Source organism: Roseovarius sp. THAF27, from assembly GCF_009363655.1.
Classification (GTDB): Bacteria; Pseudomonadota; Alphaproteobacteria; order Rhodobacterales; family Rhodobacteraceae; genus Roseovarius.
Genome location: NZ_CP045393.1, coordinates 58,584 through 81,235, shown reverse-complemented (window position 1 = coordinate 81,235; position 22,652 = coordinate 58,584). Strand labels below are relative to the sequence as shown.

Below are 22,652 nucleotides of genomic sequence, written 5' to 3'. Positions count from 1 at the left end.
CACCATGCTGCAAGACTACACCGCCAGGACCGGCACGCTCAGTCCCGTCTGGACGCTGGAAATCCAGACCCTGCCGCAAGACACCGACCGGATACTGGATGCCGTGATGCAGGTGCATCCCCTGGGCTATGGCCGCTATCACCGCACCGCGTCCGTATCGGCCACCGGCGCCGAGACCACGACACCGCAGCCCAACTCCACCACCACCACGCACAAGAGCACATATATGCCCGGCAGCGCCGAGACCTACCCGGTGGTCGAGCTGAAAATCTCCATCGAACGCGACCTTCCCGCCCTGCAACAGGTCATGGACGCGATCATGGACGCCCAACACTACGAAGAACCCGTGATCTTCGTGCGCGAGGACTGGGCCAACCGCGCCAGTTACGACCCGAACCGGACCAACCCGAACCGCTGGTGGAACGATGGCCGCGGCCTGCCGGACATGGTGGCGTTTTCCCGATGACGGCCCAAGACTTCCGCGCCCTGCACCACGGCGACAAGCCCTTCGTCATCCCCAACCCGTGGGATGCCGGCTCCGCCCGCATCCTCGCGTCCATTGGCTTTCCGGCGCTCGCGACAACCAGCGCCGGCATGGCCTTTTCCATGGGCCGCCTCGAAGGCACCGTGCCATCCGCGGATGTCCTGGACCATTGCCGCACGATCGTCGGCGCCACTCCCCTGCCGGTCAGTGCCGACCTCGAACGCGGCTTCGGCGAAAGCCCCGAGAGCGTAACCGAAACCATCCGCGCCGCCGCCGCCACCGGCCTTGCCGGCGCCTCGATCGAGGACCACACCGGCGACCGGAACGCGCCCATCTACGACCACACCCTGGCCGTCGAACGGATGATCGCCGGGGTCGAGGCCGCCCGGACCCTTTCGCAGGATTTCGTCCTCACCGCCCGCTGCGAAAGCCTGCTCTGGGGCGAAACGCGCCTCGACCCGGTCATCGCCCGCCTGCAGGCGTTCGAGGCGGCGGGGGCCGACGTCCTCTACGCCCCCGGCCTGCCCGACCTCGACGCCATCCGCACGGTCTGCGCGGCCGTGACCCGGCCGGTCAACGTGGTCATGGGCCTGCCCGGCCGCACCTTCACGCTGGATCAGCTGACAGAGGCCGGCGTGGCCCGCATCAGCGTCGGTTCGGCCTTCTTCCGCGTGGCCTACGGCGCCCTCATCGGGGCCGCGCGGGAAATCCGCAACACCGGCCATTTCGACAAGACCGCGCAGGGCATCGGCTTCGCGGACCTGGAATCCCACCTCGCCCCATTTACGGAGACCTGACATGATCAAGTACTATTACCCCGACGGCAGCCACTGCTTCCGCGCGCTGCACACCACCCACGCCGTCTATACGGATGCGAATGGAAAGCTGATCGCACGCACCTTGCGGCCCGACAATTCCGAGCTTTACGAATTCGAGATCACCGGCTTCGAACTGCTCGAGACGGGGGTGCGCTATGACTAACCCCTCGATCCTCCGAACCGGCTTCGACACAAGGCCCATCGAGATGCAGCCGATGTGGGCCCTCATGTTCCAGGCGCCCTCGGAAGACGTCGACCGCATATTCGACGCCGTGACACAGGTCGCGCCCCTGACCCAGGGCAAGACCGACCGCAACGGCTATCGCGCCCCCGGCGGGCTGGAATATTACCGCCCCCGGGAAGGCACCCCGACAGGCGCCGAGGACGACACGCGCCACCGCCCCGGCGTCGACGAGATGCGCTTCTTCCTGCCCCGCGACCCCGCCATGTTGACCGCGGTGATCGAGGCGATCTACGCGGTCCACAGCTACTACGAACCGGTCATCACCGTGACGGATGTGCTGCGCAGCCAGTGCAAGGGCCTCGACGACAGCGACAATCCCCACCGCTGGTGGAACAGGGACGGTGACTGGAAAACATCGCCCACGTAGGGTGGGGTTCCACCCCACCTTCACCGACCCCCGCCTTCACCAATCCGGCCACAGCCCCGCGAAATGATGCGTCGGCCCGTGCCCCGACCCCACCTCCAGCGCCCCGGCCCCGGCAATCGCCCGCGCGACATAGGCCTTCGCCGCCCGCACCGCCTCGGGCAGGGCCACGCCCCGCCCGATCCGCGCCGCCAGCGCCGCCGACAGGGTGCATCCCGTCCCGTGGGTGTTCCGCGTCGCCATCCGCGCGCCCTCGAACCAATGCACGCCGTCCGCATCGGCCAGCACGTCGGGGCTGTCCTCGCCCTCCAGGTGCCCGCCCTTCAGCAGCACCGCACTGCAGCCCAGCGCCCGCAGCGCCTGGGCCTGCTCCGCCATCGCGTCCCGCGTCACCGCCTCGTCGCAGCCCAGCAGCACCGCCGCCTCCGGCAGGTTCGGCGTGATGACGTGCGCCTTCGGCACCAGCGCCTCGCCCAGCGCCGCCACCGCGTCCTCGGCCAACAGCGATGCGCCGCCCTTGGCCACCATCACCGGATCCATCACCACCGGCACGTCCGGCAAGGCGTCCGCCACCGCGCGGGCGATCTCTGCCGTGGCGATCATCCCAATCTTCACCGCGTCGATCCGCACATCCTCGGCGACGGCCCGGACCTGGTCGGCCACGAACTCCGGCGGCACCAGGTGCACCCCCTGCACACCCCGCGTGTTCTGCACCGTCAGCGCGGTCAGCGCCGCCATCCCGTAGGCGCCGTTCGCCGAAATCGCCTTCAGGTCCGCCTGCACCCCGGCCCCGCCCGACGGGTCCGACCCTGCGATCGACAGGATGTTGGCGATCCCGCCGCTGTCCGCGTGAAATGTCCTGGGGGTCATCCGGCTCCTTTCGCGGCGCGCGAAAAGCAGGGGTCCGACCGGGTCCGGTCCCGCCTTCCTCCGCCAGCATGATCTGGGTCAGGTTCAAAGGGTGCATCTCAGCCCGAAGGCGCCCCTGGCTCGTGCCGGACGATAGGCGCGCTGGCCCGCCTGTCAACCGCAACCGCACCCGCGCAACGCACGCTTCGTTGATCCGGCCACCTGCAAAAAACCGCACCGTCGCGATACCACCCGGATACCGACGCGATACCGACGTCCGGATCTGCCCTCCCGGGGCCCGTTAACCTCTCGATTCGCTTCAGGGGGTTGGAAGCCTTCGCCGCAGGGGCTATCTTGCTCTCTTGCACCGCCCGGAAGGCAGAACTCGACATGGTCAAGCCCAAGATCAATCCGAACTACAAGGTCGTCGCCGAGAACCGCAAGGCGCGGCACGACTATGCCATCGAGGACGATCTGGAATGCGGCATGGTCCTCGCCGGGTCCGAGGTCAAGTCCCTGCGCCAGAAGACGTCCAACATCGCCGAAAGCTATGCTGCGGTCGAGGATGGCGAACTGTGGCTGGTCAACAGCTACATCGCGCCCTACGAACAGGCCGTGCCGTTCGGCCACGAGGACCGGCGCAAGCGCAAGCTCTTGGTTTCGCGCAAGGAAATGGCGCGCCTGTGGAACGAGACCCAGCGCAAGGGCATGACCCTCGTGCCGCTGGTGATGTATTTCAACGACCGTGGCATCGCCAAGATCAAGATCGGCATCGCCAAGGGCAAGAAGAACACCGACAAGCGCCAGACCGAGGCCAAGCGCGACTGGAACCGCCAGAAGCAGCGGCTTTTGCGCCACGGTATGTAAACGCTTCGGATTCCACCCTCTGCGGGTGCCGCCCGTTTTGCTATCCTCCCTTAGTTCCCGGCGCGACGCGCGGGACTGCACGGGGGACCGGGAAGCATGGACTTACTGATCAGCCTCATTGCCGGCGCCATCGGCGGCAACATCGCCGGCGGCCTTGTGCCCCGCCTCAACCTCGGACTCCTGATCAATTCCCTTGCCGGCAGTCTGGGTGGTCTTATGGGGGGCCATGCCCTTGCTTTGCTGGGCTTTGGCGGGCTTGCGCAGACAGCGCCCGATAGCGTGTCCCTCGACCCCACGGCCCTGACCACGCAACTGGCCGCGGGCGGCCTGGGCGGCGGCGCGTGCCTGCTGGCCGTGGGTCTTCTGCGCAATCTTCTGACCCGCTGACCCGCCGCAGCGCCTGCCCCCTCCGCTTGCACTGTCCGGCGTCCCGCGCTACGTCACTGTCAACGGTTTCAGGGGGCTGTCATGGCAAACGACGATCCGAAAACATTGGTATCCACCGATTGGCTGGCGGCGCATCTGGGCGACCCGGACCTGCGGATCCTCGATGCCACCTATTTCCTGCCCGGCGTCGACCGCGATGCCAAGGCGGAATACGAGCAGGCCCACATCCCCGGCGCACGCTTCTTCGATATCGACGATATCTCGGACCACCGTTCGGACCTGCCGCACATGGCCCCCCCGGTGGAAAAGTTCATGTCCCGCATGCGCCAGATGGGCGTGGGTGACGGGCACCAGGTGGTGGTCTACGACACCCACGGTCTCTTTTCGGCGGCCCGCGTCTGGTGGCTCTTCCGCCTGATGGGCCAGACCGAAGTCGCCGTCCTGGACGGCGGCCTGCCCAAGTGGCTGGCCGAGGGCCGCCCGACCGAGGACCTGCCGCCGATGATCCGCGACCGGCACATGACCGTCCGGCGCGAGGCGCACCGGGTCAAGGACGTCACGCAGGTCGCCGCCGCCTCCAAGCTGGGCGACTACACTATCCTCGACGCCCGTGCGCCCGGACGGTTTCGCGGCGACGAGCCCGAACCGCGCCAGGGCCTGCGGGCCGGGCACATCCCCAATTCCCGCAACGTCCCCTACAGCTCCCTGCTCAACGATGACGCCACGATGAAATCCCCCGACGAACTGCGCGCGATCTTCGAAGCGGCCGGTGCGGACTTGTCGAAACCCGTCATCACAAGCTGCGGCTCTGGCGTGACCGCCGCGGTGATCAACCTTGCGCTGGAACGGATCGGCAAGACCGACCACGCGCTTTATGACGGATCATGGACCGAATGGGGCGCCTTCCCCACCGTCTCCGTCGCAACCGGAGAAGCCTGATGTTCGAACACCTCAAGGAACAACCCGCCGACAAGATCCTCGCATTGATGCAGGCCTACAAGGACGATCCGCGCGACACCAAGATCGACCTCGGCGTCGGCGTCTACAAGGATGCCGAAGGCCGCACGCCGATCATGCGCGCCGTCAAGGCCGCCGAAAAGGAATGGTGGAACGAGGAAGAGACCAAGGCCTATGTCGGCCTCGCCGGCGACCCGGCCTTTTCCGACGCGATGATCAGGCTGATCCTGGACGATGCCGCGCCCCGCGATGCGGTGGCGGCGGTGGCGACACCCGGCGGCACCGGCGCGGTGCGGCAGGCCTTCGACTTGGTGAAGATGGCCAACCCCGGCGCCCGCGTCTTCGTGTCCGACCCGACCTGGCCCAACCACCTCAGCATTCTCAAGCACATGGGGATCGAACACGTCCCCTACCGCTATTTCGACAACGAGACCGGCGGCGTCGATTTCGACGGCATGATGCAAGATCTGGACGGCGTCAAAGCGGGCGACGTGATCCTCTTGCACGGCTGCTGCCACAACCCGACCGGCGCCAACCTGACGATGCAGCAATGGGGCGACGTCACAGACCTGGCCAACGCCAAGGGCGCCATCCCGATGATCGACATCGCCTACCAGGGCTTCGGCGACGGCCTGGATGCCGACGCGGCCGGCACCCGCCACGTCGTGGCCTCCTGCCCCGAGGTCCTGATCGCCGCGAGTTGCTCCAAGAATTTCGGCATCTACCGCGAACGTACCGGCCTGCTGATGGCCGTCTGCCAGGACAGCGCCCGCCGCCCCACAACGCAGGCGAACCTCGCCTATCTCAACCGCCAGAACTATTCCTTCCCGCCCGACCACGGCGCGCGGCTGGTCTCGCTGGTTCTGACCGACGACGCCCTGCGCGCCGACTGGCAGGCCGAACTGGAGGAAGTGCGCCGCGGCATGCTTGGCCTGCGCGAGCAACTCGCCCAGGAACTGCGCAAGCTTTCGGGCTCGGACCGTTTCGGCTTCATCGCCCAGCATCGCGGCATGTTCTCGCGCCTGGGGCTGGACGCCGACAAGGTCGAGGCGCTGCGCAAGGATCACGCGATCTACATGGTGGGCGACAGCCGCATCAATATCGCGGGCCTGAATGCCAGGACGGTCCCGTTGCTGGCGCAGGCGATCATCGACGTGGGCGCCTGAACGCGCCGTTAACCTTTGATGAAGTCGCGGGTGTGATCTTCGGGCGGTGATGCCAAGAGCCGCCGCCCGATCCCGTGCACCGACCTCAGGCGCCGTACCGCGCCATGAAGGTCTCGACCGCGCCGCTGGCGATGCGTTCGATCGCGCTCTCGGACGTGTCGCACTCCACCCCGCACAGGCACCGCACGAACAGATCGCACTTGCACAATTCGCCGAATTGCTTGGTGGCCAGGTCCATGTCGTCGATCTTCAGCTCGCCGCGCTCCACGTAAGGTGTCAGCAGCCGTCCCATGCGTTCGCTGAACAAGCCCGGCCCGGACGCATAGAACCTCTGACCCAACTCGGGAAACCGATAGGACTCGGCGACGCAGATCCGGAACATCTGCTGTCCGAAATCCGACAGGAAAAACCGTACGGCGCGGCTCGCCGCCTCGTGCAGGACCTCATGCGCCGGGGCCTCGGTGTCGATCTGCTCCAGCGCGCTTTCGGCCTGACGGTTGCACTCCACGCGCGCAACCTCGGAAAACAGCAGGCGTTTGTCGGGAAAATAGCTGTAAAGGGTGGCCTTCGACACGCTCGCCGCCTTGGCGATGTCGTCAACGCTGGCCCCTTCGAACCCGTCCCGCATGAAAATCTGCCGTGCGCCCTCAAGCACCTGGTCGAACTTGCGACCCTTCTTGATTTCGGCGTCCATGGCCGTCATGCGTCTCCTCCTGCCTTTTCCTGTCAGCTTACAGGTCGCGGGTGGCGAACTGCAAGCATGTCTGCGGACGGGCCGTTTCGGGGAAGGGGAGGAAGGAACACCCGCCCGCAGACCTGGCGCGCACGTTTATTGCGCGTCAACGCCACCGGCCCCTTGCGTGACAGGTTCGGGCGCGGGTGCAGGGAAGGTCAGAACCGGCGTCAGGCTCGACATGTCGACACTGAACGCCATGGCGGGCGCGGCGAAGGCCGAGGCGGCAATCGTCACTGTCAAAAGAAGATGTTTCATTTCGCGTTCCTTTATCTGAACCATTCAGTTCATATCAGCCAATCTAAACAGATCGGTTCATTTTGCAATGGCAAAAATGAACTGCTTGGTTTAGTTTATTGCATACCTGCTATTTGCTGATGACTGGACAGCCCCGCACTTGACCTGATCCGCCGGCGTAATAGATTAGAACCATTCTAAACTACTGGAGGCCACCCGATGATCCCCGGTGTCTCGTCCCGCCGCCGTTTCTCGGACCTTTCCGAACAGGAAGTGCTCGCGCTCGCCATCTCCTCGGAGGAGGATGACGCCCGCATCTACCGCAGCTATGCCGAGATGCTGCGCGCGGACTATCCCGATACCGCAAGGATCTTCGACGGCATGGCCACCGAGGAGGACGAGCACCGCCGCCGCCTGATCGCCCTGCACCAGGACCGTTTCGGCGACATGATCCCGCTCATCCGGCGCGAGCATGTGGCCGGCTACTACACCCGCCGCCCGGTCTGGCTGATCGAGAACCTCGGCATCGAGCGTATCCGCGCCGAGGCCGAGGCGATGGAACGCGACGCAGAGCGCTTCTATCTCAAGGCGGCGCAAAGCACGCAAGACGCCACGACCCGCGCGCTTCTGGGCGATCTGGCCGCCGCCGAGGCCGGGCACCAGGACCGCGCCGGCGCGCTCGAAGAGCAACACCTCGACGCCGACGCCCGCGACGCCGAAGAGCGCACCGCCAAGCGCCAGTTCCTTCTGACCTGGGTGCAACCGGGCTTGGCCGGGCTCATGGACGGATCGGTCTCGACCCTCGCCCCGATCTTCGCCACCGCCTTCGCCACGCAGGACACCTGGACGACCTTCCTCGTCGGCCTCGCCGCCTCAGTCGGCGCCGGCATCTCCATGGGCTTTACCGAGGCCGCCAGCGACGACGGCGAACTCTCCGGTCGCGGCAGTCCCGTCAAGCGCGGTTTCGCCTCAGGCATCATGACCACCGTGGGCGGGCTGGGTCACGCCCTGCCGTATCTCATCCCCGATTTCTGGACCGCGACGATCATCGCCGTCATCGTCGTCTTCGTCGAGCTTTGGGCCATCGCCTGGATCCAGAACCGCTACATGGAAACCCCGTTCTTTCGCGCCGCCTTCCAGGTGGTGCTGGGTGGGGCGCTGGTGTTCGCCGCCGGGGTGCTGATCGGCAGCGGCTGACGTCATCGCGATTGACGCCCCCCGCCAGCATGCTACGACCGCTTCATGCTGGACATCTTCTTGCAAACCCTGCCCTTCTTCCTGCTGATCGGGCTTGGCTACTGGGCAGGACGCACCGGGTTCTTCAGCGAAGAGGCCACCGCCTACCTCACCAAGTTCGTGTTCTATTTCGCCCTGTCGGCCATGCTGTTCCGGTTCTCCGCGAACCTGACGATGAGCGAGATCTTCGACTGGCGGTTCGTCATGGCCTATCTCTGGGGCACGGCCTTCGTTTACGGGCTGGTCACGCTGGTCGCCTTCTTCCGCCGCCTCAAGGCCGAGGAAGCCGCGTTCGAGGCACAATGCGGCGTGATCGGCAACGTGGGTTTCCTGGGCGTGCCGATGCTGACGCTGCTGCTGGGGGAGGATGCGATCGGCCCCGTGATGCTGGTACTCGCGGTCGACCTCATCGTCTTCGGCTCGCTGATCGTGATCATCGTCACCGGCACACGCGACGGGCGCATGAGCCTCGGCGTCTTTCGCACCGTGGGCATCGGCCTCGTGAAGAACCCGATGATCGTCTCGATCACGCTCGGGCTTGCCTGGTCCGCCTTCGACCTCCCCATTCACCCGGTCATGAACGATTTCCTGTCCCTGCTGGGCGGCGCGGCGACACCCGGCGCGCTCTTCGCCATCGGCGCCTCATTGGCCACCAAGTCCGCCGAACGGCCCTTCGTCGCCGGCTGGCTCAGCTTCAACAAGCTGATACTGCACCCGCTCTTCGTGGCCTTTTCCGCGCTCTACCTTTTCCCCGTCGATCCCTACCCCGCCGCCGTGATGATCACCGCCGCTGCCCTGCCCGTTGCGGGCAACGTCTATATCCTGGCCGAGCATTACCGCATCGCACCCCAACGGGTCTCGGCCTCGATCCTGATCTCGACGGCCATCGCGGTCATCACGGTGTCAGTCGTCATCGGCTGGGTCAGCCGCCTTTATCAATAGACCGCTGCGCCACCCGCCGATTTTTGCAATTCTGAAACCTGTGCGCGCTAGGCCTGTGCCGACCAATTTCACGGTTGGCCGCAGGGCTGAGCGTGATACGGTCCGCGCGACCGCCGCCGGATGGCGGCATTCGGTGTCTCACCGCTCATAGGACGGAAGGAAGATCGTGATGGAAACCGTTTCGGAAAACGCCTGCTTCGGCGGCACGCAAGGTGTCTACACCCACAAATCCAAGGCGTGCGATTGCGACATGACCTTTGGCCTGTTCCTGCCGGAGGAGGCGAAATGGGGCAACGTGCCCGTGCTGTGGTACCTCTCTGGCCTGACCTGCACGCACGAAAACGCCATGACCAAGGCCGGCGCACAGCAATGGGCGGCGGAACAGGGCATCGCGCTCGTGTTCCCCGACACCTCACCGCGGGGCGAGGGCGTGGCCAATGACGACGCCTTCGACCTCGGGCAGGGCGCGGGCTTCTACGTCAACGCCACGCAGGACCCGTGGGCACCGCATTTCCGCATGTGGGACTACGTGACCGAGGAATTGCCGGTCCTGATCGCCTCGAACTTCGCCATCGACAGCGCGCGCCAGGCCATCACCGGCCACTCCATGGGCGGGCATGGCGCGCTGACCATCGCGATGAACATCCCCGACCGCTTCGCCTCGGTCTCGGCCTTCTCGCCCATCGTGAACCCCACCCAAAGCAGCTGGGGCCGCAAGCAGTTCGGCGCCTATCTCGGCTCGGACGAAAGCCTCTGGGCCAAGCATGACGCCACGCTGCTGATGAACGAAAAGGGCTTCGATGGTCCGATTCTGTGCGATACCGGAACATCGGACCAGTTTCTGGACCTGCTGATGCCCGAAAGCTTTGCCAAGGCTTGCGCCACCCGCCGCCAGCAATCCATCCTGCGGATGCAGCCCGGTTACGACCATAGCTACTTCTTCGTGTCCTCCTTCATGGAGGACCACATCGCCTTCCACGCCGAAGCGCTCTACGCAGGGTAAGACATGAGCCACTACGACCTCATCATCATCGGCTCCGGCCCCGCCGGACGCTCTGCCGCGATCCAGGCCGGCAAGCTGAAACGCCGGGTGCTGGTCGTGGACCGCAAGGAGCGACTGGGCGGGGTGTCGGTGCATACTGGCACGATCCCGTCCAAGACCCTGCGGGAAACCGTGCTCAACCTCTCTGGCTACCGCGAGCGCAGCTTTTACGGACGATCCTACCGCGTGAAAGAGGATATCGGCGCGCAGGACCTGAAAATGCGCCTGCACAAGACCCTTGATTACGAGATCGACGTGCTGGAGCACCAGTTCAACCGCAACCACGTCGATACCCTCCACGGGTTGGCCAGCTTTACCGGGCCCAACGCCATCGATGTGGCAACCGAGGCGGGCGAGACGGTGGCGCTGACCGCCGACCGCTTCCTGATCTCGACCGGGACCAAGACCTATCGCCCCGATTACGTGCCCTTCAACGGCAAGACGGTCGTGGACAGCGACGAGTTTCTCGAACTGGGCCAGATCCCCCGCAGCCTCGTCGTGGTGGGCGCGGGCGTGATCGGCGTGGAATACGCCACCATGTTCTCGGCCCTCGACGTGCGCGTCACCCTGATCGAGCCGCGCGACAGCTTCCTCGACTTCATCGACAAGACCCTGATCGACGATTTCACCCACCAGATCCGCGAGAACGGCGTCGACCTGCGCCTCGGTTCGGCCATCGAGACGATCGAGGACGCGGGCGAGCATATCGAGACGACGCTGGCCAACGGTCGGCACGTCCGGTCCGAAATGCTGCTCTTCGCCGCCGGCCGCATGGGCGCCACCGACCGCCTGGGCCTCGACAAGGCAGGGCTGAAGACGGATCACCGCGGCCGGCTCGAGGTCGACCGCAAGACCTACCAGACCAAGGTGCCGCATATCTACGCCGCGGGCGACGTGATCGGGCACCCCTCGCTCGCCTCGACCTCCTTGCAGCAGGGTCGCATCGCCGCGTGCCACGCGCTCGACACGCCCACCCTGCCCGAAAGCCCGTGGTTTCCCTACGGCATCTACTCCGTGCCAGAGATTTCCACCTGCGGCATGTCCGAGGAAGAAATGCAGGAACGGGGCATCGCATACGAGGTCGGCATCGCCCGCTTCCGCGAGACATCCCGCGGCAACATCATGGGCTTGGAACACGGGATGCTGAAAATGCTCGTGTCGCTGAAAACCCGCCGCGTGCTGGGCGTCCAGATCGTCGGCGAAGGCGCGACCGAGCTCATTCACATCGCGCAGGCCGTGCTGAACCTGAAGGGCACGGTGGACTACTTCGTGCAGAACACGTTCAATTATCCCACGCTGGCCGAGGCCTACAAGATCGCCGGTCTCGACGCCTTCAACCGGATGCCCATCCCCGAGGAATACAAGGTCACCCGCGGCGCCAAGGCGGCGGAATAGCGTTTTGGCCCATATGTCGATGCCAGCCAGACCGACGATGAACACGGCGTTCTAAATGGCCAATCTGCTGAACTACAACCGCAGACGCATCAACGGCTATGCCAAGGAATTCGTTGCTCAACAGCACCCGGCACAGGACTACAACTTCGCCTGCATCTACCGCTCAGCCGACTACCCGAAAGAACGTCAGGTTTTCGTGGTCGAAATCGGTGAGCGGCGCTATGCGCTGAAGGTCGATACCAAATCCGCGAAGACCGAAAGACTGGTGCGCGAGTTTGAAACGCTGCGCGAACTGCATGCCCATTTCGAGAAGTTTGAAAAGCTGGATGTCGTGACACCCGTCTACATGTCCCCTTCCGGCGAGTTCTTCGTCACAGGCTATATCGACAACCGGACGGCGACAGAGGCAATCTATGAACAGGAGGCCGACAATCGCGCGCGCCAAATCTATCGCAAGGCCGGTCACTGGCTGCGCGCACTACATGGCTTTGAACCGATCACCACAGAGAAGTTCTGGTACGACTGGATGCTCGAGACCCTCGCCACCCTGACCGGCAGCCGGGCCTGCCCTCATGCGACGCCCGAGCAATACGGGCCGATGATCGACCAGATGCACCGGGACGTCAGGCGGATTGAAGGCGCGGAAGATACGCATGTCTTCAGTCACGGTGACTTCCATGGTCGCAACCTTATCTTGGGTGCGGGCGTGACCTACGGTTTCGACTTCACGGAAGTGACGCGCAAACTGGCCGTTTACGACATCGTGGATTTCCTGAAGACGGATGTCTTCCGGCCGGCCAGCCCGGACGAAATCGACCGCAGCGGACTCATTGCCAAAAACAAGGCGATGTTCTTCAAACTCTACCGGCACCCGATAAACATGGATGTGCTGGACTTCTGCATGCGGGCGCGTCTGCTGATTGACTGGTTGAGCATCACGACCGAGCGGCATGACCGCACTCAATTCCAACAAAAGAAATTCGACCACCTGCACTCCCGCCTGTTGCTTGCATTTGAACACTCGCTCTAGGATTTAAGAGTTCGCGGTGGGTTTGCGTTGTTGGAAGATTCCGATCCGAGATCTACCAAGGCCTCGCCGGACAGAAAAAGGAACCCGCTTGCATGTCCCTCTACGTCGATGCCGATGCCTGTCCGGTCAAGGACGAGGTCGAGCGGGTGGGCACCCGTCACAAGCAGAAGATCTTCATCGTCTCCAACGGCGGCCTGCGCCCCTCGCGCAATCCGCTGGTGGAAACCGTCATCGTGCCCGACGGCCCCGACGTGGCCGACATGTGGATCGCCGAGCGTGCCGGGCCGGGCGACGTGGTCATCACCAGCGACATCCCACTCGCGGCCAAATGCGTCGAAGCCGGTGCGCTGGTGCTAAAACACAACGGCGAGGCGCTGACCCAAGCCAATATCGGCAACGCACTCGCAACCCGCGACCTGATGAGCGACCTGCGCGCTGCCGATCCGTTCCGGCAAGGTGGCGGCAAGGGGTTTACCAAGGCCGACCGCTCGCGCTTTCTCGATGCGCTGGAACGCATGGTCCGCAAGGCGGCGCAGACATGAGCGTGTCGCGCACGAACCTTGCCGGGGCGGGCTGCGCCCTGCTGGCTGTCATGTGCTTTTCGCTGAACGACGTGGGCATCAAGTTCCTGTCGGATGACTACGCCCTGCACCAGATCGTCTTCTTCCGGTCGGCGATCGCCTTGCTCACCTTCGCAATCGTGTTTCTGCCCATCTACGGTCTGCGGGTGCTGCGCACGCGGCGGCCTGGCGCCCACCTTCTGCGCGGGGTCTGCGTGGTCGGCGCCAACTCCTGTTTGTTTCTCGGCCTGGCGGCGATGCCCATCGCCGATGCGGTCGCGGTGTTCTTCATCTCGCCGCTGGTCATCACCGTCTTCTCGGTGATCTTCCTGCGCGAAACCGTGGGCGCCCGCCGCTGGGCCGCCATCGCCGTCGGCTTCGTCGGCGTCCTGGTGATCGTCAAACCAGGCACCTCGGCCTTTCAGGTTGCAGCCCTCCTGCCGATGGCCGCGGCCGTGCTCTATGCCGTGATACACATGGTCGCGCGCAAGGTCGGCGGCACGGAATCGGCGGCGACCATGGCGGTCTATATCCAGATCACCTTCATTATCGCCTGCAGCATCATCGGCCTCTCCATCGGCGACGGCAAATTCGCCCAGCAGGATCACGCATCGCTGGCCTTCCTGTTCCGCGCCTGGGGGCCGATCGCGACGCATGACTGGTGGATCCTGATCATGCTGGGCGTCAGCGGCGTGATGGGCGGGTTCTTCATCAGCCAGGCCTACCGCATTTCCGAGGCCGCCTTCGCCGCACCGTTCGAGTATGTCGCCATGCCCATGGCCATCATGTGGGGCGTGACCGTGTTCGGCACATGGCCCGACCGCACCGCGTGGATCGGCATCGCCTTGATCCTCGGCTCGGGCCTCTACCTTATCTGGCGCGAATCCCGGAAGGACCAGATCGTCGCGAGTGACGAGCCCAGCCACCTGTGACCCCTGCAGGGTTTGACGCGCCCCGCGCCAGCACGCATACCTTGCGATACCAACAGCAAGGAGCGCCCCCATGAGCATTTCCATCATCCCCTTCGACGAAGGCGAGGCGCTGCTCGACTGGCTGGCGCTCTGCGACACCTTCGAGGCGGGCCATGAACGCCCCAAGGCCGAGATCGGCGATACCTTCCTCTACCGCAATCCCGACACGCTGCTCAGCCGGTCAGCATGGATCGACGGCATGGGGCTGGCGGTCAAATCCGCCACGATCTTTCCCGGCAACCCCGACAACAGCGAACCGATGATCAACGGTTCGGTCAGCGTCTTTTCCGACACCAATGGCAGCCTAGAGGCCGTCATCGACTTCCATCTCGTGACCAAGTGGAAGACCGCCGGAGACAGCCTTTTCGCCGCCCGCCGCCTCGCCCGGGCCGACAGCCGCAACATTCTGATCGTTGGGGCGGGCACCGTGGGCCGGTCGCTCTTCCAGGCCTACAGCGCCGGCTTCCCCGACGCGCAATTCACCGTCTGGAACCGCACCCGCGCCAATGCCGAGGCGATGGTCAAGGATTGCCCCGGCCTGACCGTAGCCGATGATTTGGAGGGCGCCGTGCGTGCCGCCGATATCGTGACCTCGGCCACCATGTCCACCGACCCGGTGCTGAAAGGCGACTGGTTCCAGCCCGGCCAGCATATCGACCTCATCGGCGCCTACCGCCCCGACATGCGAGAGGCCGACGACACCGCCCTGCAACGCGCTCGCGTCTTCGTCGACAGCTACGACACGACCGTCGGCCATATCGGCGAGATCAAGATCCCGCTCGAGGCCGGAACGATCACGCGCGATGACCTTGTGGCCGACTACTACGAGCCGGAAAATTTCACCCGGCGCTGCGACCAGGAGATCACCCTCTTCAAGAACGGCGGCGGCGCACATCTGGACCTCATGACCAGCCGTTACATCCTTGACGCTTGGAAAGCGGCCAAGTGATCGGCTGGGCGGTCCTGTCCGCCGGGACGGCCCTTGTCGCCGCCCCTTTCATTGCCGAGGCATTCCGTCCCCGTGTGACGGACAAACAGCGGGCCTCGGCCCCGGGGCAGGTGGCGGATCTGCCGAACGGCCCGACATGGTTCCAGTGGCGCGGACCCGAGGACGGCCCTGTGGCCGTCTGCGTGCACGGGCTGACCACGCCCAGCTTCGTCTGGGGTCCACTGGCCGACCACCTCGCCGGGATGGGCTTTCGCGTCCTGACCTATGACCTTTATGGCCGCGGCCTGTCGGCCCGTCCCAAGGGCGAACAGAACAGCACGTTTTTCAACGCCCAGCTTGCCGCGCTGCTCGATCACCAGGGCATCGAGGGCGGCTTCACCCTGCTCGGCTATTCCATGGGCGGGGCCATCGCGACCGGGTTCGCCGCCGCACATCCCTCACGTGTGCAGCAGCTTTGCCTGATCGCTCCGGCCGGGCTTGGACATGATCTCGGGCCGGTCGCGGGGATGGCCATCAACCACCCCAATATCGGCAAATGGATGATGCTGGGTTTCTATCCTCGCAGCCTGCGCCGTGGCTTGGCGGCCGAACGCGGCCTGCCGTCGGCCATTCCGAACATGGTCGACTTGCAAATGGCTGAAAGCCGCAAACGCGGGTTCGCGCCCGCCATCCTGTCATCGCTCAGGGGCATCATGGACGAAGACCTTGCCCCCGCCCACCGCGCCATCTGCGACGCCGGCATTCCGACCCTGGCGATCTGGGGCGAAACCGACGACGTGATCCCGCTAGCGGGCCGCGACCGGCTGACAGAACTGAACCCCGAAGCGCGCAACGTGGTCATCCCGGGCGCCGGGCACACACTGGCCTATACCCATGTGACCAAGGTCGCCCGGGTCCTGGACACGCTTCAGGTCGCGCAGGACACGGCCCGCTAATCCAACCGGGCCCGCGCGGCGTCGCAGGCACTGCCATCGGGGTCGACATCGCAGGCGCGCTGCCATGCATCCTGCGCCTTGCCGTTGTCACCCGCCTGCGCCCATTCCGCGCCCAGCATGTAACAGCCCCAGGGCGCCCGCGCCGTGCAGGCCGTCTCATACGTGCGCACCTGGCACGCCGGCGCTGCGGCGGCGGCCGGCTGCGATCCGGCGATCCAACTGCCCCGCGCAGCCGTCGCGCCGGCGTTCGTGCACGCATTCGCGTCTCCCGCCGCGCAGGCGGCCATGAAGAAGGGATATTTCACCGTGGCCTGGCCTTCGACGTCCAGCTCGATTTCAACCGACCGCGCCAGCCCGAAACAGGCCCGCGCCTGCCCCGCCCGGCACAGGCCCAGGCACCATCCCGGCCTTTGGGTACAGTCCCGCGATCCGCCCGGCTCCCGGCCCAGGTCGCGAAAGACATCCGCCGGACACATCTCGCGAAACGCCGAGAACGTCGGATCCTCCTGCCCCGCGCGCAACGCTTGTCTGTAGCGTTCGGGCGTGCCGGCGATCCAGTCCTCCACCTGATCCGCCGCCGCCGGGCCTGCGGTCAGCCCCAGCACCGCGGCAAGCGTCAGGCCAAGGCACTGCGCGGCAGCACCCGCTCTTTTACCGGAAGATGCACGATTGCCGAAAATGCGCCCACTCCCACGCCGATCCACCAGACCATCGAGTAGTTCCCGTAGATATCATACAACTGCCCTCCCAGCCAGACACCCAGGAAACTGCCCAACTGGTGGCTGAAGAACACAATACCGTAAAGCGTGCCCATGTAGCGCAGCCCGTAGATATGCGCGATCAGCCCGCTGGTCAGCGGCACGGTGGCCAGCCAAAGTGACCCCATCGCGGCCGAGAACAAGAGCACGCTGGTCGGCGTGATCGGAAACAGGATGAAAGCCGCCGCGACGAGCGTCCGCCCGGTGTATATTCCGGCCAGCAACAGCTTCTTGGAATGGCGTTTGCCCAGCCACCCCGCCGTCAGCGTCCCCGCGATATTGGCCAGCCCGATCAGCGCGATGGCCACCGCCCCCAGCGCCGAGGTCGTGGTCACCCCCATGTTGTGCAACACGCTGCCCGCCGCGATCGGCCCGCAATACTCCGTCACGAAGGCCGGGAAATGCGCGGTGATGAACCCCAGCTGATAGCCACAGGAAAAGAAGCCCAGGAAGATCAGCGTGTAACTCGGATCCCGGAACGCCTTGACCAGGATCTGGCCCATCGTCTCTTCCAGCTCCGTCGTGCTGACAGGCTCCGGCGCCCGCATCAGCGGCAGGCAGGCCAGCACCGCCAGGATCGCCGCCGCGAAGATCAGGAAGACCGACTGCCAGCCCATCATCGACAGCAGGTACTCCGCAACCGGCGGGCCGAACACCTGCCCCGCCGATCCGGCCGCCGTCGCGATGGCAAGGCTCATCGAGCGGTTCTCGTCGCTGCTCGCGCGGCCCACCACGGCCAGGATCACGCCGAACCCGGTGCCCGCGATACCGAAGCCCACCAGCACCTCGTAAAGCTGGTGCGCCAGCGGCGTCGTTGCAAAGGACGACAGGACCAGCCCGGCGGCATACATCAACGCACCGAGGATGATGGCCTTGCGGTCGCCCACCTTTTCGGCAATCGCGCCGAATATCGGCTGGCCGATCCCCCAGGCCAGGTTCTGAACCGCGATGGCAAGGCTGAACTCCACCCGCAGCCAGTTGAATTCCTCGGCGATCGGGATCTGGAACACCCCGAACGCCGCCCGGATCGAGAAGGACACCAGCATTATCAGGCAGCCCGCCACCAGCACAGGCGTGAAAATCGACGCGGATTTCTGCATTGGGTCCTCCGAGCAATGCGGCGACATTACCCGCCCGTTGCCGGGCGTCAATTCAGCGATTGTGATGCACACAATTCCGTTCCGCGATCTGCTTCCTGCTTTCCACGCCGCCCCGGCTTCGGTATCCACGAGGGCATGGAAACGGTTCCCGACAGATACGAACGGCTGATCGACGAGGGCGTCTTGAAACGCGACGAGGCCCAGGTCGCCGTGGTCGAGGAGCTGGAGCGTCTGCGCGCCGATCTGGCACAACCCCAGAAGAAGGGCTTTTTCCGCAAGCAGGTCGAAGCGCCCAAGGGCCTTTACATCTGGGGCGGCGTCGGGCGCGGCAAGTCTATGCTGATGGACATGTTCGTGGAAACCCTGTCGGTGCCCAAGCGCCGCGTGCATTTCCATGCCTTCATGCAAGAGGTCCACGCCGGGATGCACAAGGCGCGCGCCGCCGGCAAGGAAGACGCGCTTGCCCCCGTCGCCAAGGCGGTGGCCGAATCCGTCCGCTGTCTTGCCTTCGACGAGATGCAGATCACCGACATCACAGATGCCATGATCGTCGGTCGCCTCTTCGAGTCGCTCTTCGAGTCGGGGGTCACCGTGGTGACAACCTCGAACCGCGTGCCTGACGACTTGTACAAGGACGGTCTCAACCGGCAGCTTTTCCTGCCTTTCATCGAACTTCTGAAAGAGCGGATGGTCATCCACGAGATGGTCAGCCCCACCGACCACCGGCAAGGTCGGCTGGCGGGCAGCCCGACCTATTTCACGCCCGTCAACCCCGAGGCGCGGGCGAAGATCAACGAGGTCTGGAAGGACCTGACCGATGGCAAGGGCGAGCCGCTGACACTGGTGGTCAACAAGCGCGAGGTCGAGATCCCGGCCTTTCACAACGGCGTCGCGCGGGCCACCTTCTATGACCTTTGCGGTCGGCCCCTCGGCCCCGCCGACTATCTCGCACTGGCCCAGGCCGCGCGGGTGCTGGTGCTGGAGAACATCCCCCAGCTCAGCCGCTCCAACTTCAACGAGGCCAAGCGCTTCGTCACCCTGATCGACGCCCTCTACGAGGCGAAGGTCAAGCTGATCTGCTCTGCCGCCGCCGCGCCGGAATACCTGTATGTCGAAGGCGAAGGCAGCTTCGAATTCGAGCGCACCGCCAGCCGCCTGCGCGAGATGCAGTCCGAAGGCTGGGGCAAGGACGCATGAGCCAACCGGCGCGCGAGTACGACTATATCATCGTCGGCGCCGGTTCGGCCGGATGCACATTGGCAAGCAAGCTGGGCCAGGACAGATCCAAGTCCATCCTCGTCCTTGAGGCCGGACCGATGGACCGCGATCTTTTCATCCACATCCCGGCAGGCGTCTACCGCACGTGGTGCGATCCCAAGCTGAACTGGAACTACGAGACCGCGCCCGAACCCGCCGCGCAGGACCGCGAGATCTTCATGCCGCGCGGCAAGGTCGTCGGCGGGTCCTCCTCGATCAATTCGATGGTCTACATGCGGGGCCATCCGCTGGATTATGACAGCTGGGCCGACGATTTCGGTCTGTCCGACTGGCGCTACGAGAACTGCCTGCCCTATTTCCGGGCCGGGGAAACCTATTCGCGTGGCGGCGATGCGTATCGTGGCGATGCGGGCCCCCTCGGCGTCACCCGTGGCGACTATGACAACCCGCTTTTCGATGCCTTCCTCGAGGCCGGCGCGCAGGCGGGCCAGGGCCGATCCGACGACCTCAACGGCCACAACCCCGAAGGCGTCGCGCGCTTTGATGCCACCAAGCGCCATGGGCGGCGGTGCAGCGCGGCGGTGGCGCATCTGCGCCCCGCCTTGGCGCGTGGCAACGTCACCTTGCTGACCGGCGCGGCGGTCCAGCGGATCGAACTCAGCGGCAACCGCGCCACCGGCGTGCGCACCCTCCATCTCGGCCAGGCACGGACCTTTCACGCCGCGCGCGACGTGATCCTCTCGGGCGGCGCCATCAACTCGCCGCAGCTTTTGATGCTGTCAGGCATCGGCCCCGCCGCCCACCTGTCGGAGACGGGCATCGAGGTGGCCAACGACCTGCCCGGCGTGGGGGCCAACCTGCAGGATCATGCCAGCGTCATCGTGCAATGCAAAAGCCGCGTCAGCTTTCCCATCCACCGCGTCGACCGGCCCTGGAACAAGATGCGCGCCGGGGCGCAATGGGTCTTTGCCCGCAACGGCGTCGCCGCCTCGAACATATGGGAGGCCGGCGGTCTGATCCGGGGCAACGCCGACGTCGCCTATCCCAACCTGCAATATCATTTCGGCCCCGTCGGATTCGAATACAACGGGCCAAAGATCACCCTGCTGCAAGCCTTCGCCTGCCATGTCGACCAGTTGCGCCCGCGCAGCCGGGGAACGCTGCGCCTCGCCTCGACCGACCCGTCAGACCACCCGGACCTGCAGTTCAACTACCTGTCCGATCCCCATGATCTCGACGAGCTGGTCGAAGGCATCCACCGCGTCCGCGACCTGATCGGCCAGAGCGCCTTCGATCCCTTCCGCGATGTCGAGATCGACCCCGGCCCGGACGTGAAAACCGATGCACAGATCCGCGACTGGATCCGCGCCAATGTCACCACCGATTTCCACCCTTGCGGCACATGCCGGATGGGCCACGACGCCGAGGCCGTGGTCGACAGCCGCTTTCGCGTGCACGGCATCGAGGGCCTGCGCGTGGTCGACGCCTCGGTCATGCCCCGCGTGATCAGCGCCAATCTCAACGCGCCCACCCAGATGATCGCGGCGCGGGCGGCGGATTACATCGCGGGGCATCCCCAGCTTGCGCCGGAAACCCTACCCTTCGCCTTTCAGTCGCCTTAGGTCCGCGCCGTCGCCTGAAGCCAGTTGATGTAGATGCGCTCGGCCATGTCGTTGAACGTGTTCATACGCTTGGCGCACTCGGCCTGGAAACCGGGCAGCGATCCGGGGCCTAGCGCCTTTTCCAGCGCCTCGGCGTATTCCGGTATATCCCCCCACGCCTCGACCGTGTCCTGCTCGATCTCGATGTGGAACTGCATCGAATAGGCCCGCGTCCCCCATTTCATCGCCTGCACCGGACAGGCCGGGGAGGTGGCCAGCACCTGCGCACCTTCGGGCAAGGCCGTCACCTCGGCCGAATGCCACTGCAAAGCCTGAAAGACCTCCGGCAGCCCGTCGAACAGAACGCCGCTCGCGCCCGCCTCGGTCAACTGCACGTCCAGCACGCCGATCTCGGGCGTCTTCGACGGCCCCACCGCACCGCCAAGCGCATCGGCCAGCAACTGGTGCCCCAGGCACAGGCCGAGATACGGCACACCCTGCCCCTCGACCGCCTCGCGGATGAACGCCTTTTCGTCCCTCAGCCAGGGGTGCGCGTCCTCCTGCCAGGTGTCCATCGGCCCCCCCAGCACCCACAGCGCATCGTAGCCGTCCATGCTGTCGGGCAGTGCCTCGCCTTCGTCCAGTTCGATCGCATCCCAGCTGTGCCCGTCCTCCTTCAGGAACTTGCGAAACACCGCCGGATGCTCGACGCGCTCATGTTGCAGGACCAGAATATGCATGGGGACCCTCACCTTTGCCTTGCCCGCACCGTAACGCGGCACACGGGCAAGACAAGCCATACTGCGCAAACCGAACGCCGCCTGACGCAAACCTACCGATAGGCCGAGGGCGGCTGCCCGAACCGCGCACTGTAGGCGCGCGAAAAATGCGCCGAACTGGCAAAGCCCGTGGCCAGCGCGATCTCGGTCAGGCTCAGCGGCGAGTTTCGCAAGAGGCTCTGCGCCTTCTCCAGTCGCAATTCGCGGTAATACCGCATCACCGACCGCCCCAGCTTGTCGTGGAACAGCCGGTTCAGCTGCCGGGGCGACAACCCCGCCACTTGCGCCAGCCGCGACAGTTCCAGCGGATCGGCCACGTTTGCCTCCATCGCCTCCACCGCGTCCAGCACCGCCGGCACCGTCGTGCCCACCCGCTCGACCAACCCCGACCGCTGCGGCCCGGCCGAGGGGCGAATCTCGGTATGCATGAACCAGTCGCTGACCAGCCGCGCGAAATGCGCGCCATGGTGCTGCGTGATCAGCGCGTGCATCAGGTCCATCGGCGCGGTGCCGCCCGCACAGGTCACCCGGTCCCGGTCGATCACGTAAAGCGAACGTTCCAGCACCAGGCTGGGCGAGATTTCCGCCAGCGCCGCGGCATGTTCCCAGTGCACCGTCATGCGCCGCCCGTTCATCAGCCCTGCCCGCGCCAGGATGATCGGCCCGCCCGAGACACCGCCCAGCGGCACCCCGGCCCGGGCCAGCCGCGCCAGCCAGTTCAAGACAGCGCGATCATCGTAAAGCGTGGGGTCCCCACCCGCGATGACGAACAGGTAATCGAACGCGTCCGTCTCGCCCACCTCGACAAGCGGCGCGACCATGCCCGCCCCGGAACTCTGGATCGGCTGCATGTCCGAACCGACGGTCACGACCTCGTACAGCTCACGCCGCGCCAACAGGTTCGCCGCCCGCATCGGTTCGGTCAGCGCCGCGAAGGACATCATCGCAAAGCCCGGGATCGGCAAGATCCCGACGCGCCGCGAGGTGGCCGGATTTGAACCAATATTGTCCATAATAGAAAAATATCCGT

The 22,652-nt window shown here is 65.3% G+C and carries 26 protein-coding genes and 1 riboswitch; of the genes, 19 read left to right on the top strand and 7 right to left on the bottom strand.

The features are described 5' to 3' along the window. Window positions 1-4: 4 nt before the first annotated feature. Genes FIU89_RS00400 through FIU89_RS00385 form a run of 4 tightly spaced genes read left to right on the top strand, consistent with a single transcriptional unit; the run spans window position 5 to window position 1,913 of the window. Entirely contained in the window at window positions 5-466 is a 462-nt protein-coding gene (locus FIU89_RS00400; protein WP_216647045.1) for a hypothetical protein, read from the top strand. Beyond that, window positions 463-1,281 (top strand): isocitrate lyase/phosphoenolpyruvate mutase family protein, encoded by an 819-nt coding sequence (locus FIU89_RS00395; protein ID WP_152490772.1) that lies wholly within the window; start codon window positions 463-465, stop codon window positions 1,279-1,281. Before FIU89_RS00400 ends, FIU89_RS00395 begins: the two co-directional genes overlap by 4 nt. A 1-nt stretch (window position 1,282) precedes the next feature. Further along, window positions 1,283-1,465: a hypothetical protein gene (locus FIU89_RS00390; protein ID WP_152490771.1), complete on the top strand. Its 183-nt coding sequence runs from the start codon at window positions 1,283-1,285 to the stop codon at window positions 1,463-1,465. Beyond that, entirely contained in the window at window positions 1,458-1,913 is a 456-nt protein-coding gene (locus FIU89_RS00385; protein ID WP_216647044.1) for a hypothetical protein, read from the top strand. Before FIU89_RS00390 ends, FIU89_RS00385 begins: the two co-directional genes overlap by 8 nt. Window positions 1,914-1,949: 36 nt before the next feature. Here FIU89_RS00385 and thiD read toward each other — a convergent pair whose 3' ends face one another. Beyond that, the gene (thiD, locus tag FIU89_RS00380) at window positions 1,950-2,780 is read right to left on the bottom strand and encodes a bifunctional hydroxymethylpyrimidine kinase/phosphomethylpyrimidine kinase (RefSeq protein WP_152490770.1); all 831 of its coding nucleotides are present in this window, start codon (window positions 2,778-2,780) and stop codon (window positions 1,950-1,952) included. Window positions 2,781-2,818: 38 nt separating this feature from the next. Further along, a riboswitch (TPP riboswitch) is annotated at window positions 2,819-2,907 on the bottom strand. 242 nt (window positions 2,908-3,149) lie between these two features. Between thiD and smpB the strand changes: the two genes are divergently transcribed. From smpB to FIU89_RS00360, 4 genes are all read left to right on the top strand, one after another. After that, entirely contained in the window at window positions 3,150-3,626 is a 477-nt protein-coding gene (gene smpB, locus FIU89_RS00375) for an SsrA-binding protein SmpB (RefSeq protein WP_152490769.1), read from the top strand. Between the two features lie 96 nt (window positions 3,627-3,722). Then, the gene (locus FIU89_RS00370) at window positions 3,723-4,013 is read left to right on the top strand and encodes a hypothetical protein (RefSeq protein WP_152490768.1); all 291 of its coding nucleotides are present in this window, start codon (window positions 3,723-3,725) and stop codon (window positions 4,011-4,013) included. Window positions 4,014-4,094: 81 nt separating this feature from the next. Beyond that, window positions 4,095-4,952 (top strand): 3-mercaptopyruvate sulfurtransferase, encoded by an 858-nt coding sequence (sseA, locus tag FIU89_RS00365; RefSeq protein ID WP_152490767.1) that lies wholly within the window; start codon window positions 4,095-4,097, stop codon window positions 4,950-4,952. Further along, window positions 4,952-6,136: an amino acid aminotransferase gene (locus FIU89_RS00360; protein ID WP_152490766.1), complete on the top strand. Its 1,185-nt coding sequence runs from the start codon at window positions 4,952-4,954 to the stop codon at window positions 6,134-6,136. Before sseA ends, FIU89_RS00360 begins: the two co-directional genes overlap by 1 nt. Window positions 6,137-6,221: 85 nt before the next feature. Here FIU89_RS00360 and FIU89_RS00355 read toward each other — a convergent pair whose 3' ends face one another. Both FIU89_RS00355 and FIU89_RS22135 read right to left on the bottom strand, forming a co-directional pair. Then, window positions 6,222-6,839, bottom strand: a complete 618-nt coding sequence (locus tag FIU89_RS00355) for a TetR/AcrR family transcriptional regulator (protein ID WP_152490765.1) — start codon at window positions 6,837-6,839, stop codon at window positions 6,222-6,224. Between the two features lie 126 nt (window positions 6,840-6,965). After that, complete coding sequence (locus FIU89_RS22135) at window positions 6,966-7,127, bottom strand: hypothetical protein (RefSeq protein ID WP_172977976.1); 162 nt, start codon at window positions 7,125-7,127, stop codon at window positions 6,966-6,968. 198 nt (window positions 7,128-7,325) lie between these two features. Here FIU89_RS22135 and mbfA point away from each other — a divergent pair, with 198 nt between their 5' ends. From mbfA to FIU89_RS00310, 9 genes are all read left to right on the top strand, one after another. Then, on the top strand, window positions 7,326-8,303 hold the full coding sequence (gene mbfA, locus FIU89_RS00350) for an iron exporter MbfA (protein ID WP_152490764.1): 978 nt from the start codon (window positions 7,326-7,328) through the stop codon (window positions 8,301-8,303). Window positions 8,304-8,348: 45 nt separating this feature from the next. After that, on the top strand, window positions 8,349-9,284 hold the full coding sequence (locus FIU89_RS00345; RefSeq protein WP_152490763.1) for an AEC family transporter: 936 nt from the start codon (window positions 8,349-8,351) through the stop codon (window positions 9,282-9,284). Between the two features lie 169 nt (window positions 9,285-9,453). After that, a complete protein-coding gene (fghA, locus tag FIU89_RS00340; protein WP_152490762.1) occupies window positions 9,454-10,287 on the top strand; it encodes an S-formylglutathione hydrolase in 834 nt (277 codons plus the stop codon). A gap of 3 nt (window positions 10,288-10,290) precedes the next feature. Continuing rightward, complete coding sequence (sthA, locus tag FIU89_RS00335) at window positions 10,291-11,721, top strand: Si-specific NAD(P)(+) transhydrogenase (RefSeq protein ID WP_152490761.1); 1,431 nt, start codon at window positions 10,291-10,293, stop codon at window positions 11,719-11,721. A 55-nt stretch (window positions 11,722-11,776) separates the two neighbouring features. Next, window positions 11,777-12,751, top strand: a complete 975-nt coding sequence (locus FIU89_RS00330) for a phosphotransferase family protein (RefSeq protein ID WP_152490760.1) — start codon at window positions 11,777-11,779, stop codon at window positions 12,749-12,751. Between the two features lie 92 nt (window positions 12,752-12,843). Then, window positions 12,844-13,293: a YaiI/YqxD family protein gene (locus tag FIU89_RS00325; RefSeq protein ID WP_152490759.1), complete on the top strand. Its 450-nt coding sequence runs from the start codon at window positions 12,844-12,846 to the stop codon at window positions 13,291-13,293. Next, window positions 13,290-14,243, top strand: coding sequence for a DMT family transporter (locus FIU89_RS00320; protein ID WP_152490758.1), 954 nt, complete (start codon window positions 13,290-13,292; stop codon window positions 14,241-14,243). Before FIU89_RS00325 ends, FIU89_RS00320 begins: the two co-directional genes overlap by 4 nt. Window positions 14,244-14,313: 70 nt before the next feature. Continuing rightward, entirely contained in the window at window positions 14,314-15,231 is a 918-nt protein-coding gene (locus FIU89_RS00315) for an ornithine cyclodeaminase family protein (RefSeq protein WP_152490757.1), read from the top strand. Next, window positions 15,213-16,166 (top strand): alpha/beta fold hydrolase, encoded by a 954-nt coding sequence (locus FIU89_RS00310; RefSeq protein WP_254701754.1) that lies wholly within the window; start codon window positions 15,213-15,215, stop codon window positions 16,164-16,166. Before FIU89_RS00315 ends, FIU89_RS00310 begins: the two co-directional genes overlap by 19 nt. Here the strand turns inward: FIU89_RS00310 and FIU89_RS00305 are convergent. Together FIU89_RS00305 and FIU89_RS00300 are read right to left on the bottom strand one after the other, a co-directional pair. Then, window positions 16,163-16,771 carry a hypothetical protein gene (locus tag FIU89_RS00305; RefSeq protein ID WP_152490756.1) on the bottom strand — a complete coding sequence of 203 codons (609 nt, stop codon included), beginning with the start codon at window positions 16,769-16,771 and terminating at the stop codon, window positions 16,163-16,165. The genes FIU89_RS00310 and FIU89_RS00305 overlap by 4 nt on opposite strands. Window positions 16,772-16,782: 11 nt before the next feature. Beyond that, window positions 16,783-18,024 (bottom strand): MFS transporter, encoded by a 1,242-nt coding sequence (locus tag FIU89_RS00300; RefSeq protein WP_152490755.1) that lies wholly within the window; start codon window positions 18,022-18,024, stop codon window positions 16,783-16,785. Window positions 18,025-18,159: 135 nt separating this feature from the next. Here FIU89_RS00300 and zapE point away from each other — a divergent pair, with 135 nt between their 5' ends. Beyond that, a complete protein-coding gene (zapE, locus tag FIU89_RS00295) occupies window positions 18,160-19,221 on the top strand; it encodes a cell division protein ZapE (protein WP_152490754.1) in 1,062 nt (353 codons plus the stop codon). Further along, a complete protein-coding gene (locus tag FIU89_RS00290; protein ID WP_152490753.1) occupies window positions 19,218-20,864 on the top strand; it encodes a choline dehydrogenase in 1,647 nt (548 codons plus the stop codon). Before zapE ends, FIU89_RS00290 begins: the two co-directional genes overlap by 4 nt. Here the strand turns inward: FIU89_RS00290 and FIU89_RS00285 are convergent. Both FIU89_RS00285 and FIU89_RS22755 read right to left on the bottom strand, forming a co-directional pair. Next, window positions 20,861-21,583: a type 1 glutamine amidotransferase gene (locus FIU89_RS00285; RefSeq protein WP_152490752.1), complete on the bottom strand. Its 723-nt coding sequence runs from the start codon at window positions 21,581-21,583 to the stop codon at window positions 20,861-20,863. The genes FIU89_RS00290 and FIU89_RS00285 overlap by 4 nt on opposite strands. Before the next feature lie 92 nt (window positions 21,584-21,675). Beyond that, entirely contained in the window at window positions 21,676-22,635 is a 960-nt protein-coding gene (locus tag FIU89_RS22755) for a GlxA family transcriptional regulator (RefSeq protein ID WP_254702881.1), read from the bottom strand. Between the last annotated feature and the right edge of the window lie 17 nt (window positions 22,636-22,652).

Bases quoted from the DNA above. Each gene is read 5' to 3' on its own strand.
- FIU89_RS00400 (WP_216647045.1), top strand. From the start codon at position 5: ATGCTGCAAGACTACACCGCCAGGACCGGCACGCTCAGTCCCGTCTGG.
- FIU89_RS00395 (WP_152490772.1), top strand. From the start codon at position 463: ATGACGGCCCAAGACTTCCGCGCCCTGCACCACGGCGACAAGCCCTTC.
- FIU89_RS00390 (WP_152490771.1), top strand. From the start codon at position 1,283: ATGATCAAGTACTATTACCCCGACGGCAGCCACTGCTTCCGCGCGCTG.
- FIU89_RS00385 (WP_216647044.1), top strand. From the start codon at position 1,458: ATGACTAACCCCTCGATCCTCCGAACCGGCTTCGACACAAGGCCCATC.
- thiD (WP_152490770.1), bottom strand. From the start codon at position 2,780: ATGACCCCCAGGACATTTCACGCGGACAGCGGCGGGATCGCCAACATC.
- smpB (WP_152490769.1), top strand. From the start codon at position 3,150: ATGGTCAAGCCCAAGATCAATCCGAACTACAAGGTCGTCGCCGAGAAC.
- FIU89_RS00370 (WP_152490768.1), top strand. From the start codon at position 3,723: ATGGACTTACTGATCAGCCTCATTGCCGGCGCCATCGGCGGCAACATC.
- sseA (WP_152490767.1), top strand. From the start codon at position 4,095: ATGGCAAACGACGATCCGAAAACATTGGTATCCACCGATTGGCTGGCG.
- FIU89_RS00360 (WP_152490766.1), top strand. From the start codon at position 4,952: ATGTTCGAACACCTCAAGGAACAACCCGCCGACAAGATCCTCGCATTG.
- FIU89_RS00355 (WP_152490765.1), bottom strand. From the start codon at position 6,839: ATGACGGCCATGGACGCCGAAATCAAGAAGGGTCGCAAGTTCGACCAG.
- FIU89_RS22135 (WP_172977976.1), bottom strand. From the start codon at position 7,127: ATGAAACATCTTCTTTTGACAGTGACGATTGCCGCCTCGGCCTTCGCC.
- mbfA (WP_152490764.1), top strand. From the start codon at position 7,326: ATGATCCCCGGTGTCTCGTCCCGCCGCCGTTTCTCGGACCTTTCCGAA.
- FIU89_RS00345 (WP_152490763.1), top strand. From the start codon at position 8,349: ATGCTGGACATCTTCTTGCAAACCCTGCCCTTCTTCCTGCTGATCGGG.
- fghA (WP_152490762.1), top strand. From the start codon at position 9,454: ATGGAAACCGTTTCGGAAAACGCCTGCTTCGGCGGCACGCAAGGTGTC.
- sthA (WP_152490761.1), top strand. From the start codon at position 10,291: ATGAGCCACTACGACCTCATCATCATCGGCTCCGGCCCCGCCGGACGC.
- FIU89_RS00330 (WP_152490760.1), top strand. From the start codon at position 11,777: ATGGCCAATCTGCTGAACTACAACCGCAGACGCATCAACGGCTATGCC.
- FIU89_RS00325 (WP_152490759.1), top strand. From the start codon at position 12,844: ATGTCCCTCTACGTCGATGCCGATGCCTGTCCGGTCAAGGACGAGGTC.
- FIU89_RS00320 (WP_152490758.1), top strand. From the start codon at position 13,290: ATGAGCGTGTCGCGCACGAACCTTGCCGGGGCGGGCTGCGCCCTGCTG.
- FIU89_RS00315 (WP_152490757.1), top strand. From the start codon at position 14,314: ATGAGCATTTCCATCATCCCCTTCGACGAAGGCGAGGCGCTGCTCGAC.
- FIU89_RS00300 (WP_152490755.1), bottom strand. From the start codon at position 18,024: ATGCAGAAATCCGCGTCGATTTTCACGCCTGTGCTGGTGGCGGGCTGC.
- zapE (WP_152490754.1), top strand. From the start codon at position 18,160: ATGGAAACGGTTCCCGACAGATACGAACGGCTGATCGACGAGGGCGTC.
- FIU89_RS00290 (WP_152490753.1), top strand. From the start codon at position 19,218: ATGAGCCAACCGGCGCGCGAGTACGACTATATCATCGTCGGCGCCGGT.
- FIU89_RS00285 (WP_152490752.1), bottom strand. From the start codon at position 21,583: ATGCATATTCTGGTCCTGCAACATGAGCGCGTCGAGCATCCGGCGGTG.
- FIU89_RS22755 (WP_254702881.1), bottom strand. From the start codon at position 22,635: ATGGACAATATTGGTTCAAATCCGGCCACCTCGCGGCGCGTCGGGATC.